General features: G+C 41.3%; 11 protein-coding genes and 1 other RNA gene. 11 read left to right on the forward strand and 1 reads right to left on the reverse strand.

All coding sequences use genetic code 11. From position 1 onward, the window contains the following. Nucleotides 1-706 precede the first annotated feature (706 nt). From IQ228_RS08880 to psb29, 6 genes are all read left to right on the forward strand, one after another. Nucleotides 707-916, forward strand: a complete 210-nt coding sequence (locus IQ228_RS08880) for a DUF2997 domain-containing protein (RefSeq protein WP_027400747.1) — start codon at nucleotides 707-709, stop codon at nucleotides 914-916. 39 nt (nucleotides 917-955) lie between these two features. Then, a complete protein-coding gene (locus IQ228_RS08885) occupies nucleotides 956-1,342 on the forward strand; it encodes a DUF1257 domain-containing protein (protein ID WP_027400746.1) in 387 nt (128 codons plus the stop codon). Then, nucleotides 1,342-1,797: a ferredoxin gene (locus tag IQ228_RS08890; protein WP_193962678.1), complete on the forward strand. Its 456-nt coding sequence runs from the start codon at nucleotides 1,342-1,344 to the stop codon at nucleotides 1,795-1,797. Before IQ228_RS08885 ends, IQ228_RS08890 begins: the two co-directional genes overlap by 1 nt. 622 nt (nucleotides 1,798-2,419) lie before the next feature. Further along, on the forward strand, nucleotides 2,420-3,466 hold the full coding sequence (gene hemF, locus IQ228_RS08895; RefSeq protein ID WP_193962679.1) for an oxygen-dependent coproporphyrinogen oxidase: 1,047 nt from the start codon (nucleotides 2,420-2,422) through the stop codon (nucleotides 3,464-3,466). A 208-nt stretch (nucleotides 3,467-3,674) separates the two neighbouring features. Further along, nucleotides 3,675-4,046, forward strand: a complete 372-nt coding sequence (locus tag IQ228_RS08900; RefSeq protein WP_027400743.1) for an STAS domain-containing protein — start codon at nucleotides 3,675-3,677, stop codon at nucleotides 4,044-4,046. A 111-nt stretch (nucleotides 4,047-4,157) separates the two neighbouring features. Continuing rightward, the gene (psb29, locus tag IQ228_RS08905) at nucleotides 4,158-4,829 is read left to right on the forward strand and encodes a photosystem II biogenesis protein Psp29 (RefSeq protein ID WP_027400742.1); all 672 of its coding nucleotides are present in this window, start codon (nucleotides 4,158-4,160) and stop codon (nucleotides 4,827-4,829) included. A gap of 128 nt (nucleotides 4,830-4,957) precedes the next feature. On the opposite strand, the gene ssrA is transcribed toward psb29, so the two are convergent. Further along, nucleotides 4,958-5,349, reverse strand: a transfer-messenger RNA (tmRNA) gene (ssrA, locus tag IQ228_RS08910). A gap of 731 nt (nucleotides 5,350-6,080) precedes the next feature. Here ssrA and purL point away from each other — a divergent pair. The 5 genes from purL to IQ228_RS27100 all read left to right on the forward strand — a co-directional run bounded on the left by purL (nucleotide 6,081) and on the right by IQ228_RS27100 (nucleotide 14,442). Continuing rightward, nucleotides 6,081-9,926: a phosphoribosylformylglycinamidine synthase subunit PurL gene (purL, locus tag IQ228_RS08915; RefSeq protein ID WP_193962680.1), complete on the forward strand. Its 3,846-nt coding sequence runs from the start codon at nucleotides 6,081-6,083 to the stop codon at nucleotides 9,924-9,926. A gap of 228 nt (nucleotides 9,927-10,154) precedes the next feature. Then, a complete protein-coding gene (purF, locus tag IQ228_RS08920) occupies nucleotides 10,155-11,645 on the forward strand; it encodes an amidophosphoribosyltransferase (protein WP_027400740.1) in 1,491 nt (496 codons plus the stop codon). 659 nt (nucleotides 11,646-12,304) lie between these two features. Beyond that, a complete protein-coding gene (locus tag IQ228_RS08925; protein WP_027400739.1) occupies nucleotides 12,305-12,868 on the forward strand; it encodes a Uma2 family endonuclease in 564 nt (187 codons plus the stop codon). Between the two features lie 171 nt (nucleotides 12,869-13,039). Beyond that, nucleotides 13,040-14,239, forward strand: a complete 1,200-nt coding sequence (locus IQ228_RS08930) for a class I SAM-dependent methyltransferase (protein WP_193962681.1) — start codon at nucleotides 13,040-13,042, stop codon at nucleotides 14,237-14,239. A 71-nt stretch (nucleotides 14,240-14,310) separates the two neighbouring features. After that, nucleotides 14,311-14,442, forward strand: coding sequence for a hypothetical protein (locus IQ228_RS27100; protein ID WP_255539951.1), 132 nt, complete (start codon nucleotides 14,311-14,313; stop codon nucleotides 14,440-14,442). Nucleotides 14,443-14,513 lie beyond the last annotated feature (71 nt).

Genomic DNA, 14,513 nt, shown 5'->3' on the forward strand with positions numbered 1-14,513 from the left:
AGGTAGGGGAGGTGGGGGAGGGAAGAACAGAGGTTTTTTTTCGATCATTACCCGTCAAAATAAATTTGACGAACTACTAGTAACAATTATACCTGCTGACAAGTACAAAGTGCCTGAATTGGTCTAACTAGGGCTTGCTGAAAAAACGTAACCCGTAAATGAATCAAAGGTTTGAGGTTGATAAAAAGGAAAATAGGTGCAAGGTTTTTGAGGGGGTAGTACCAAAACGGAGTATTTTACCTCCAATAAACTTAAAAGTTTGGGGATGACAGATAGCTGAAACAGTCACCTGTCAACTGTCATCTGTCAACTGTCACCTGTCACCTCCCTTCACGAGAAGACTTATTCAGCAAACCCTAACTAATGATAATGATAAGATTTTCCAATGAAGCTGAGAAAAATCTCAGCCTATTTTTGACTAGAGATGTTGTCCACAAGATTGATTTAATCAGGTTCTTGATTATTTCTGATCTTTGGCAGTCCTCATATTGACTAATTGATCAGGTTAAGAGAAACTTATAATTAACGAAGGTAAATACTAGTGAAAATAATAAATTTTGTAAAAACGATGAAATATATGCCCTTAAGTATGGGAAATTATGAGATAGGTGGCAAATTTGTATCTAAATTCCTATCCCTAAATTTTGAGCTAGTCTGAAATCAGACAGCTAGGTTCAAATCTATTATCTAGGTTGGCTTTCAAAGCATGGAAACATTAGAATTCATCATTTATCCAGATGGTCGAGTACAAGAGAAAGTCACCGGTATTATCGGTGCATCTTGTGCTGAGGTGACAGCAGCCATAGAAGCCCAGCTAGGACGAGTGTTAAGCAATGAACCAACCTCAGAGTTTTTCGCTACTAACCAGCAACAAAATAGTGTGGCGAATACACAAACCGCCCACAGCGAATGGTAAGTTTTCCAACTAGTTAATTTTCATTGATTACAAACCACTATGTCACACTTTAGCCAAATTAAAACACAAATCCGTAATCTAGAATCCTTGAAAGATGCCCTTTCCGATTTGGGAATAGACTGGAAACCTGGACCTTGTGAGGTGCGTGGTTATCGTGGTCAAACTCATGCAGCCGAAGTAACTATTGAACAGCAAAACGGCTATGACATCGGTTTCAGATGGAATGGTCAAGAATACGAATTAGTTGCAGATTTACAATATTGGCAACAAAATCTATCTGTGGACGGGTTTGTCCGTCAAGTAACTCAACGTTATGCTTATCAAACAATAGTCAAAGAAACCACTAAAGTTGGCTTCCAAGTGGCAGAACAACAGCAACAGGAAGATGGTTCTATTCGTCTAGTAGTACAACGCTGGAGTGCGTAATGTCTAATTTGCAGCCGTCGCCACAAGCAGAGGAATATAATCGTTCCGGCTTAGAACCAGAATTAGGGAGTTTTCTCCGAGATGTCCCCGAACGTTCTGGTTTAGAACCGGAATTAGGTGGATTGGTGCGGCAAAAAGGCGTTTATGTGGATGAAATTACCTGTATCGGTTGTAAGCACTGCGCCCATGTTGCCCGAAATACTTTTTTTATTGAAGAAGATTATGGGCGATCGCGCGTCATCCGTCAAGATGGAGACATAGAAGAGGTAGTTCAAGAAGCCATAGATACCTGTCCTGTTGATTGTATTCACTGGGTTGATTACACAGAACTTAAAAATTTAGAAGAAGAGAGAAAATATCAGGTAATTCCTGTAGTTGGTTATCCAGTAGAACATGGTGTAGCTATTACAGAAAAACGCCGGAAAAAACAAAAGTTAAAAAAATCCAATCCTTAAATAACTTGACAATTTGTATTGATTATGCAGTTAAGCACTGGTTTTACCAGTGCTTTTATTTTATATCCCACATTCCGCACCCCACATCAAATTCAAATCTTTTATTTAGGGTTTGCTGAATAAGTTATCTGTGAAGGCTAACGCCACGCTGCGCTATCAGGAGGTAGGGGCGCAGAGCCTGCGCCCATTCAGGAGTATGGCTAACGCTACGCTATCAGCAAACCCTATTTAATTAACCTTGCTCTTTATTTTAGTTTAACTTGTTAAATCTTAATTAATCATATTATAGTCAAATTAAAAATGTTATTTAATGTTGAAACGTGAACAGGTAAAGACCGTTAAGTTTTCATTCAAGGAGCTTGTGGGGAAGAGAAAATTTGTAGACTGAATAATAAGATTGTTTCTCTAACTGTGAAAAGAGGTGTTCAGGTGTGATATGTGTGAATTGGAATAAAATCCGTGCCAATGGAGATTTGAAGACGTTTTGAACGGTTGTGTTTTGACGTATAATGAAAAACCGTTTTGGCAAATTAAGCCGGATTCGTGACTCTCGCTGCTGACAAGTTTTGACAACAAAAATTTGTAATTGTTTTGGAAATTGTAATTTTAGGTTCGGGAATCTATGTTAACCAACTCGCAAACCCCCACTATCACAAAAGAATCATCTGATATTCTCCCTGGAGTTAATGCTCAGGCTAGAGTCAGCCAGTTTATGCAGAATTTGCAGGATGAAATTACCCAAGGTTTAGAGAAATTAGATGGTCTGGGGAAGTTTCAAGAAGATAGTTGGCAGCGTCCAGAAGGGGGTGGGGGGCGATCGCGTGTACTGCGTGACGGAGCAATTTTTGAACAAGCAGGTGTAAATTTCTCTGAAGTTTGGGGTTCTCATTTACCTCCTTCGATTTTAGCCCAACGTCCAGAAGCTACAGGACATGGCTTTTATGCAACTGGGACTTCTTTGGTATTGCATCCACGCAATCCTTATGTACCTACAGTCCATTTAAATTACCGCTATTTTGAAGCAGGTCCAGTTTGGTGGTTTGGTGGCGGTGCGGACTTAACACCTTATTACCCCTTTGCTGAAGATGCACAACATTTTCATAACACTTTTAAACAAGCTTGTGACCAACACCATCCTGAATATTATCCTGTGTTTAAGCGCTGGTGTGATGAATATTTTTATCTGAAACATCGAGATGAAACACGGGGAATTGGTGGGTTATTTTTGGATTACCAAGATGGTCAAGGTTCTATCTATCGCGGTCCAGATCCCAATGGGGAAGCAGCGATTTATAGCAATCAGGTAGGTGAATTACCCTCGCGGAGTTGGGAAGATATATTTGCTTTAGTTCAAGACTGTGCTGGGGCATTTTTACCTGCTTATGTGCCAATTTCGGAACGCCGGCACGGGATGGAATATGGCGATCGCCAACGCAATTTTCAATTATACCGTCGTGGTAGATATGTAGAATTTAACTTGGTTTATGACCGGGGAACAATTTTTGGACTCCAAACCAATGGACGCACAGAATCAATTCTCATGTCTCTACCACCTTTAGTTCGTTGGGAATATGGCTACAAACCAGAACCTAATACTCCTGAAGCCCAGTTGTATGAGACTTTCCTAAAACCTCAAGATTGGATAAACTGGAAACCAAGTCAGGAATGAGCAATGGGTAATGGGTAATGGGTAATAGCAAGGAAGTAAAAAATAAAATATGTTTCCCCATACCCAGTTCCCAATCTCCAGTTATTTTTGTTAACCACCATGACAGCAAGTTACACTAACAAGTAGATGTGATATTCTGGATATAAGTTGATACTGCCTTACATTGAGCCTTTTGATTAGCAAATTTTAGTAAAAAAGCATCGGTTCAATGATTAATATAGCTCAAAAAACCTGTACAACTGAAGACGGTCATACCATCATGGTCTTAACACCTGCTGGTCGTTTAGATATTACTACTGCTTGGCAATTTCGTCTCAAGCTACAAGAATGTATTTCTAAACACAGTCCTCATGTTGTTGTCAATCTAGGACAAGTAAATTTTATTGATAGTTCCGGGTTGACCTCTTTATTAGCCGGGATGCGTGAAGCTGATAAAATTAGTGGCAGTTTTCGGATTTGTAATCTTCATTCGGAAGCTAAACTTGTGTTTGAAGTTACAATGATGGATACAGTATTTGAAATTTTTGATACCGAAGAACAGGTTTTAAAGACTCCGCCCCGGATTTTGGCGAGTCAATAGGATTTATCGGAAAATCCAAAATCCAAAATCTAAAATTGAATGACTTTCACGAATTAGGTCTGATTAGTTCATACTAGAGAAGAGGAATACGTCTTTACTAAAATTTTCTTTGTGAATAACGTCCGTACAGTATCTGATACAAAAAGAACCTTCTACACCCTTCATACCAGGCCAATTAACACTATTTACCGCCGGGTAGTGGAAGAGTTGATGGTAGAAATGCACCTGCTATCAGTCAACGTTGATTTTAGCTACAATGCCATTTATGCCTTGGGCGTTGTCACCACTTTTGACAGCTTCATGGACGGCTACCAACCAGAACAGGATAAAGAATCAATTTTCCGAGCAATTTGTCAAGCTGTGGAACAAGATCCCCAGCGTTACCGACAAGATGCCTCCAGATTGCAAGCTTTAGCTGTCAGTTTACCAGTTAAGGATTTGATTGCTGGTTTGAGTCGGGCAAATTCCCTAGATCAAGATGGGGACTTGCAGCAGCAATTAGAAGCAGTGGCTACCAATTCCAACTTTAAATACAGTCGCTTATTTGGTGTTGGTTTATTTGCATTATTGGTACAGTCAGATCATGAACTGATGAAAGATGATAAACAAAAGAGTGAAGCACTCAAAGCGATCGCTAACGGGTTAAATATCTCTGAAGATAAACTCATCAAAGATTTAGAACTATACAGTTCCAACCTGGAAAAAATGGCGCAAGCACTCATAGTCATGGCAGATATTTTGACAGCAGATCGCAAAAAGCGGGATGCTTTAAAGTCAGCCTAACTATCAGCACCATCCCGTACCAATAAATAAATTGGGAACGGGATAACTGTGTCAAGAAATCCCCCAGATAGCAAAAAGCCCGCCTAACATCAAAGTTTTTAGCGGGCTAAATAATTATTGAAAATTGAAAATGGAGCTTATGGGAGTCGAACCCATGTCCAAATTGGGTATTAACCCTCCACTCGTTCACAGGTTTAGCCTTTCTGACCCTCAAGGCGGGAATCGCTCATTATCCCGAACGTAGGATGCTCTGATTTAATCTTAGCCTTCAAGCCAACCAGAGAACGCTTGTTGGAGCATCCGTTGGGGGTTAGGTCTTTAATCCTTAACGGAGTCAAATTAAAGACGCTCGAACCTAAAAGAGGTTTCTTAGGCAGCTACTAGAGCTTCCCGACGAGCAAATTTTACGATATTGTTCGCATTTACTTTTTTTTTGAGTCTTTGATTTCCGAGAGATGACTCGCTCTCGACCTGAATCACAGAGTAGCTTTCGCCAACCTGTCGAAACCGTTAAAGCCCCATGTACTTCATTCACACTTTTATTATAGTAGACAATTTTGTAATTTGACAAATAAAAAGTATAGTTAAGATTTGCTGCTAAGTAGTGAGACAGAATTAATTATACAATGTTATTGCGTAATCGTTGCCTGGCGTTAGCCATATGGAACGAAGTGAAATGAAGCAATTGCCAGGGTTGTGATTGCTTCCCTGCGATCGCAATGACTGTCAATATTCTTGTCCAATTACTTAGCGTAGCTTGACACTCTCCGCGTCTTTAGACGCGGAGATTCTACAGAGAGTTTCAGTCTATATCCCTCAGTTATCCCAGTTTCAGGCACTGCCTTAAATATTTGTGTTCTTGCCCTGATTTCGTTGGACCTGGCGGGCGAAATCATATCTGACAAGCGTAACTTTCCGAGAGTCCCTCGGTAGCTTTTTATGTCTTTAGTGACGATTTAATTGTATCACGAATATGGATTAAAATCAATGCAGGATTTATCCTGCCTCTAGTACAAAACGGCGTAAATAAACCAACCATTCTAAATCCTCCAAAAGCCTATACTGTCTTCATTTTGACTTTTGACTTTTGACTTTTGACTTCCGCCTTGCGGTAATCCCTTGTCTAAAGCCCAAATGTGGCTTCCTGAGTCACCCACATTTTCAAGGGTTTTCGGCGTTCTTCCTTATAAAAAAAAAGAAGTCGGGAATCTCAGATAGAATATTCATCTGTCCCCTTGGTGCATAACTTCCATGACCATATTTGGTGAAAATCCCTTTTCTCCGCAAGAAATAGCCTCAGAAGGCATAAAACCAGAAGAATATACAGAAATCATCCGTCGCTTAGGTCGTCATCCCAACAAAGCCGAACTCGGTATGTTTGGGGTAATGTGGTCAGAACACTGCTGTTATAAAAATTCTCGCCCTTTACTCAAACAGTTTCCCACCACCGGACCACGCATCCTCGTTGGACCAGGTGAAAATGCCGGAGTTGTGGATATTGGCGACGGACTACAATTAGCGTTTAAAATAGAATCCCATAACCACCCTTCCGCCGTTGAACCCTTCCAAGGTGCAGCCACCGGAGTTGGTGGGATATTAAGAGATATCTTTACAATGGGGGCGCGTCCCATAGCCTTATTAAATTCTTTGCGGTTTGGGGATTTGAATGATCCCAAAACCCAAAGATTATTTACGGGTGTAGTTGCGGGAATCTCCCATTATGGTAACTGTTTGGTCAGTGGCGAAACATTTATCTGGAAAGATCAAGAAGGTGTGCATTTTGATACGATTGGTAATTTTGTAGAATCGCGCTTACCTGCTAATGTCCACACTTTAGAGATAGACGATGCTAATGCAGTTACAACCCTGTCCTTAGACCCAGATCAGCATACTGTAAGTTGGCAGCGTGTCCGCCGTATTTTCAAACGTTGTACCCAAAATCTCATGACTATCCGCACCGCTTTGGGGCGTAAGCTGATAGTTACCCCAGACCATCCCATGGTAATTTGTGCAGAAGGTCAATGGGATGTATCCCCAGCACAATCTTTAAAAGTGGGTGATCAAATTCCCATTATCACCGCTTTACCGGAATTAGAACCAGGAGAAAACCAAAACGCACCCCTAGACTTAATTGCTGGTTTAAACCCAGAAGATGCTAGTGGTAAAGATGTTTATGTACAACTACCGGAAAATTGGCAAGTCACGGAAGTTGTGCGGACTGCATTGCGGTTAATTGAACCTTCAGCTACTAATCGTCATCACTATTTAAGCACTGGTAGACTCCCACTTTCTCACTTTTTAGCCCTAGAACTGCTGCTTAACGTTTCCCGCAGTGATATTAGTCTATTCCGACGTGGCAAAGCTAACTATATGCCAGCAGTTATTCAGCCAAATGAATTATTTGCCCGATTAATTGGCTATTTCTTGTCTGAAGGTTGCGTTTCCCAAAATGGCAACACATACAAAATTATTTTCACCTTTGCCCACCATGAAACGGAGTATGTTGAAGATGTAATTGCTGGATTGAAGCAATTAGGATTACGCCCCTGTGTGGAAAAATGCGCTTCTACTATCGCTGTTTATGCAACTTCGTGGTTATTAGGGCATTTCCTCAAAAATGTATGGCAATGTGGAACTCAAGCCAGTAATAAGGCTTTTCCCGCTTGTATTTTTCAATGGTCACAAAATTTGCAGCGTGAAGCCCTGAAAGGCTTACTGCGTGGTGACGGTTCAATGACTACAAAAACTAATGGTAATCATGCCAAAATCAGTTTTGGGACAACCAGCCATCAATTGTTTGAACAAACAGTTATCCTGCTGCAAAGTCAAGGAGTCATGCCCTATATTTATCAAAGACCAGCGGGGGAAGAAGAAATAGAGGGACGTAAGCACATTCGCAAACTATTATGGCAATTGGAAGTTAGTAATTTTGCGGGATTAAAAGAATTAGCAACTGTCTTTAGTCAACAGCGCAATGCAGAATTAGCAGTTGCCCTGAATCGTTACAACGGCAGTAAATATTCATTTCCCCGCTTTACTCAGTCCGCGGCAAATGTGGCTTTTGTCAAAATTAAAAGTATCGAATGTCAAGCCGTTGATGAATGTGATGTTTACGATGTGGAAGTAGATCACACCCATCTTTTTGTAACTTCATCTGGGATTGTTACTCATAACTGCGTCGGGGTTCCCACCGTTGGTGGTGAAGTCTATTTTGACCCCGCCTACTCGGTCAATCCCCTGGTCAACGTCATGGCACTGGGATTGATGGAAACGGCGGAAATTGTCAAATCAGGGGCTTCTGGCTTCGGAAATCCTGTGCTGTATGTAGGTTCAACCACCGGACGGGATGGTATGGGCGGCGCAAGTTTTGCCAGTGCGGAATTAACTGATGAATCAATGGATAACCGTCCCGCTGTGCAAGTGGGAGATCCATTTGTCGAAAAGTCCTTAATTGAAGCTTGTTTAGAGGCATTTAAAACTGGGGCTGTAGTGGCAGCACAGGATATGGGCGCTGCGGGTATCACCTGTTCAACTTCGGAAATGGCTGCTAAAGGTGGTGTGGGGATTGACTTTGATTTAGATAAAATTCCGGTGCGGGAATCGGGAATGATTCCTTATGAATACCTGCTTTCGGAATCTCAAGAACGAATGTTGTTTGTTGCCGAAAAAGGACGAGAACAGGAATTAATTGATATTTTCCACCGTTGGGGACTACAAGCGGTGGTTGCGGGGACAGTAATAGAAGAACCCATTGTCAGAATTTGGTTTGAGGGGAAAATTGCGGCGGAAATTCCGGCTGATGCTTTGGCGGAAAATACGCCTTTGTATGAAAGAGAATTATTGACAGAACCCCCAGAATATGCTCGAAAAGCATGGCAATGGACAAGTGATGATTTACCTGTTTGCAATGCTGCGGGAATTGAAATTGCGGGAAGTCTGCAAACTTGGAATCAGATTTTATTGACTTTGCTAGATACTCCCTCTATTGCTTCTAAAAGCTGGGTTTATCGCCAATATGACCATCAAGTTCAGAATAATACCGTATTGTTACCCGGTGGCGCTGATGCTGCTGTGATTCGTATCCGTCCCTTAGAAACACCCCAAAATCCAAAATCCAGTTCATATCTTTCTTTGGCCAAAAATCTAAAATCCGGTGTTGCGGCTACGGTAGATTGTAATTCTCGTTATGTCTATCTTGATCCTTATGAAGGGGCTAAGGCAGTAGTGGCGGAAGCTGCCCGGAATCTTAGCTGTGTGGGTGCTGAACCCATTGCTGTGACGGATAACCTCAATTTTGGTAGTCCAGAAAAACCCATTGGTTATTGGCAATTAGCATCCGCTTGTCGGGGTTTGAGTGAAGGTTGTCGGGAGTTGGGAACGCCGGTAACTGGGGGGAATGTTTCTCTCTACAATGAAACTTTCGATGCGGAAGGTAATCCCCAACCAATTTACCCGACTCCGGTTGTGGGTATGGTGGGTTTGATTCCTGATTTAACGAAAATTTGCGGACAAGGTTGGCAAAATGCAGGTGATATAATTTATCTTCTGGGTTTACCCATTCAATCCAAAATCCAAAATCCAAAATCTAAAATGGAATTGGGTGCTTCTGAATATTTGGCAACTATTCATCATACGATCGCTGGTAAGCCGCCTAGAATTGATTTTGATTTAGAACGGCTGGTGCAAAAGGCTTGTCGTCATGGTATTCGCGCTGGTTGGGTAAATTCTGCCCATGATTCGGCTGAAGGTGGTTTGGCTGTAGCGATCGCGGAATCTTGTCTGTCGGGAAATTTGGGGGCGGAAATTAATTTCCCAATTTCTACAAATCACGATTCCCGTTTTGATGAAGTGCTATTTGGTGAAGGTGGGGCGAGGATTTTAGTTTCTGTGAGTCAAGAAAACCAAGAAGCATGGGAATCCTATTTACAGAAAAATCTCCCAGAGAATTGGCAAAAGCTAGGAACAGTATCTAATTCCGGCAATTTAGAGATTTTAACCACAGATCACCAGAAGTTACTCCAGGTTAGTCTCGAAGATATGAGCGATCGCTATTCTTTGTCAATTTCCAAACGTCTCGCCATCTACACCAATACCTAAGCAACAGTAAAGATCAAGGTTTAAACATAAAAATTTACAATTCATCCTCTATCCTTGACCAATTTACGGTACTGTTTTAATGGATGGTTAAAGATTTGTTAAGAAGTTTTCAACTATCCCTAAAGCAAGGTGACAGGTAGGATTTCTTTGCTTTTGACTTTTGACTCTTGACTCTTGACTTTTGACTTTTGACTTTTGAACAACATCCCCACCAGGAGCAATACCAGCATGATTCCCATTAATTCGGATGAATACCCCCAAATTACCAACAACCCAATCAACAGTCATGAGGATCGCCCTGACAAGCCAGAAGAAGCTTGTGGTGTTTTTGGTATTTATGCCCCAGAACAAGACGTTGCTAAATTGACATACTTTGGATTGTACGCTCTTCAGCATCGGGGTCAAGAATCTGCTGGGATTGCTACCTTTGATGGTTCTCACGTCCACCAGCACAAAGATATGGGCTTGGTGTCTCAAGTCTTTAATGAAACCATCTTAGATCAATTACCCGGAAATCTGGCAGTTGGTCATAATCGCTATTCCACTACCGGTTCTAGTCGCAAAGTTAACGCCCAACCTGCTGTAGTAGAAACTCGGTTGGGTTTATTGGCACTTGCACATAATGGTAATTTAGTCAATACCGTAAAATTGAGAGAAGAGTTACTCAAAGATAAGTTTAACTTAATAACGACAACCGACTCAGAAATGATTGCTTATGCGATCGCTCAAGAAGTCAACGCTGGTGCAGATTGGTTAACAGGAGCTATCAGTGCCTTTCATCGGTGCGAGGGAGCATTCAGCCTGACTATTGCTACACCTGTAGGTGTGATGGGAGTCCGAGATCCTAACGGGATTCGTCCCTTGGTAATTGGCACATTAGATAGTGATCCTGTCCGTTACGTTCTCGCTTCCGAAACTTGCGGTTTAGATATTATCGGTGCAGAATATCTGCGTGATGTCCAACCAGGTGAGTTAGTTTGGATTACTGAAGACGGTTTAGAATCATTTCAATGGCATCAACAATCAGAACGCAAACTTTGTATCTTTGAAATGATCTACTTTGCCCGTCCTGATAGCCTCATGCACAATGAAACCCTATACAGTTATCGAATGCGGTTAGGACGGAAAATGGCGGCAGAAGCCCCCGTAGAAGCTGATTTGGTCTTCGGTGTCCCTGATTCTGGTATCCCTGCCGCCATTGGCTTTTCCCAAGCTTCTGGTATAGCTTACGGTGAAGGATTGATTAAAAATCGCTACGTTGGTCGCACCTTTATTCAACCTACCCAAGCCATGCGAGAATCAGGGATTAAAATGAAACTTAATCCCCTTAAAGATGTCTTGTTCGGTAAGCGAGTTGTAATTATTGATGATTCCATTGTCCGGGGAACTACTAGCCGCAAACTCGTTCAAGCCTTGCGTGATGCTGGTGTAGCCGAAGTCCACATGAGAATTTCTTCTCCTCCTGTAACTCATCCTTGTTTCTATGGTATTGATACTGATACCCAAGATCAATTAATTGCTGCTACGAAGTCAGTGGAAGAAATAGCCAAGCAATTGCAAGTTGACAGTTTAGCTTATTTGAGTTGGGAAGGAATGCTAGAAACAACCAGAGAAGATACTAATAGTTTTTGTTCGGCTTGTTTTACTGGTGATTATCCTGTGGCTATTCCTGAAAAAATGAAGCGTTCTAAATTGATTTTGGAAAAAGCCCTAGTTTAGCTTAAACAGTAGAAGCCTCTCACCTACCCGATAGGGAGGTGATAAGATGAATACAATACGCGGAAGTGAGGAATTGCCCAAGGAACAAAATTAAGCGCAGCTTAATCAGTGTTGTTGGGCGATGTTAGCGCAGCGGCACGAAGTGCGGAATGAACACTTTCTTGATTTTTTTTCAAATATTTGATCTAATTTCTAAGAGTAAGTAGGTGAACACAATAAAACCAAACTGTGTAAAGAAACGTAAAATCGCCCAAACCCTCTTCACTCTTGCCTCTTGCCTTGCCATAACGACAATTTTCAACGCCAACCTACTTAGGTGTAACTCAATTAAATGCACCAAAAGCAGCCTATCAAAATAAAAGCTAATTGTTCGGCTTAACCAAAGAACCGTGGGACACATGGTCCTAAAGCTCAGTTAATGTCTTCATAGAAGAGTCGCGCTCGTTGCCCACACTCACCTGTTCGCGCAAGCGTGCCGCAAGGCATAAGGGAGTGTGTGGACTAACATTTAAAGATTACAAAAAATTATTAAGTCAGAATCAGGATAACCAGGATTAAAGGATGTACAGGATGGTAATTCTTAGATTGTTTATAATCGCTACGCTATTAGACCATTCAAAAACGATACAATATTAATCATCCACAAACCCGAAACGGTAATGGTTCAAACCCCTATCAAAACTCTAACCCTTGACGAATTTCTCAAATTGCCAGAAACCAAACCGGCAAGGGAATTTATTAACGGTGAAATCATTCAAAAACCCATGCCTCAAGGAAAACATAGCACAGTTCAGCTTGACCTCGGTTCTAATATTAACCTAGCGCTCAAACCCCAGCGCATAGCCCGTGCATACTCTGAATTACGCTGTACCTTTGGCGGCAGATCCATTGTACCTGATATTGCCGTCTTCACTTGGGAACGCATTCCCCGCGATGAAAATGGTGAAGTTGCTAACACCTTTGCTATCCCTCCTGACTGGACAATTGAAATACTTTCTCCTGAACAAAATCAAACTAAAGTAGTTCGGAATATTCTCCATTGTCTTCGTCATAATACTCAAATGGGTTGGTTAATTGACCCCGCAGAAAAATTAGTTTTTGTCTATTTTAATGATCAACGGATTCTATTATTTGAATTAGAAACAGATAGTTTACCTGTTCCAGCTTTCGCAGAATCATTTAATCTTACGGTGGGTGAACTTTTTAGTTGGCTAAATGAATAAATCTTTAACGTATTCTTTGTCTGATAGCGAAGCGTGGCGCAAGCCATATCAGGATATCCAGAATTTAAGGATTTACAGGATATTAACTGAGTTTAATTTGTTAGATGCAAGTATTTTCATATAGAGTTAATTACACAAATTTTTTGCTGTTCTCTCTTTCCTAGAAATTTTATGGATTCCCATTCCCCACTGTGTCAAGCCATAGCCCATCGTATCATCACCAGTCCTCAAAAAAGAATTACCTTTGCCCAATACATGGATATGGTGTTATATCATCCAGAACATGGCTATTATTCCAGTGATGCCATCAAAATTGGCTTTCGCGGTAGTGATTTTTTCACATCTGCCAGTTTAGGCGCTGACTTTGGGGAATTACTAGCAAAGCAATTTTACCAAATGTGGGAGATTTTAGATCAACCTATACATTTTGATTTGGTAGAAATGGGAGCAGGACAAGGTATATTAGCATCCCATATACTCAATTATATACAGCAAGAATACCCAGATTTTTTTGGCGCAGTCAAATATATTATTGTTGAAAAATCACAAAGTTTAAAACAAGAACAACAACAACGGTTACAAGATTTTGCTGTTGATTGGTGTAACTTGGAAGAAATTCCCTCCAAATCTATTAACGGCTGCTTCTTTTCCAATGAATTAGTAGATGCTTTTCCAGTCCACCAATTTATTTTAGCAGCAGGAGAATTGCGGGAAATTTACGTCACCCTTGCCGAATTAAACCCTGAAATCAGTGAAATCCAGATCATCCGTAATCCTCTATTTATTGAAGTAATAGGAGAACCATCAACACCACAATTAGGAGAATATTTTAAGTTAGTAGGCATTGATTTAAGCCAAAATACTTATGAAAATGGCTATCGTAGTGAAATTAATTTAGCAGCTTTGAACTGGTTGGGTATAGTGGCAGACTGCTTGGAACGGGGGTATGTGCTAACAATTGATTATGGCTACCTTGCTCATCGTTATTATAACCCCAGGCGATCGCAGGGAACTCTCCAGTGCTACTACCAGCATCGTCATCATGATAATCCTTATATCAATATTGGGCAACAAGATATCACCGCCCATGTTGACTTTACAGCCTTATCATCTTGGGGTGAACGGTGCGGACTCAAACAAGTTGGTTGGACGCAGCAAGGTTTATTTTTAATGTCCTTGGGAATAGGTGAAAGAATAGCTGCACTATCTTCTCAACAGCAACCAATATCACAGTTGCTTCAACGCCGGGAAGGATTACACCAACTCATTAACCCATCAGGATTAGGCAACTTTGGCGTTTTAGTCCAAAGTCAGGGACTAACGGAAAAACAAGCATCACAACCACTCCAGGGATTAGTCGTACCAGAGTAGAGATCAAAGAGAAAGCTTAAAAATCTCTTTAACAATCCTGTATTAGCCTTGTTTGCACTAGCATAGCAGTGATGATTAAAGTCAAAAATCTGCAAAGAGGAATAATTATGACTGCTCATGATCTGTTAGTGCTAGTAACTCTACTTTCCCCCGGACTATTACTTTCCGTAATTATTATGGTGACTTTTGCCGCAGGAGGCTAGTCGTCTGTCAACCCGAAAATGACGGGTGAAGGCAAGCAGGGGGAGAAGAGAGGCAGGGGGGGTAGGGGAGG

Source organism: Dolichospermum sp. LEGE 00246 (genome assembly GCF_015207865.1).
Classification (GTDB): domain Bacteria; phylum Cyanobacteriota; class Cyanobacteriia; order Cyanobacteriales; family Nostocaceae; genus Dolichospermum; species Dolichospermum heterosporum.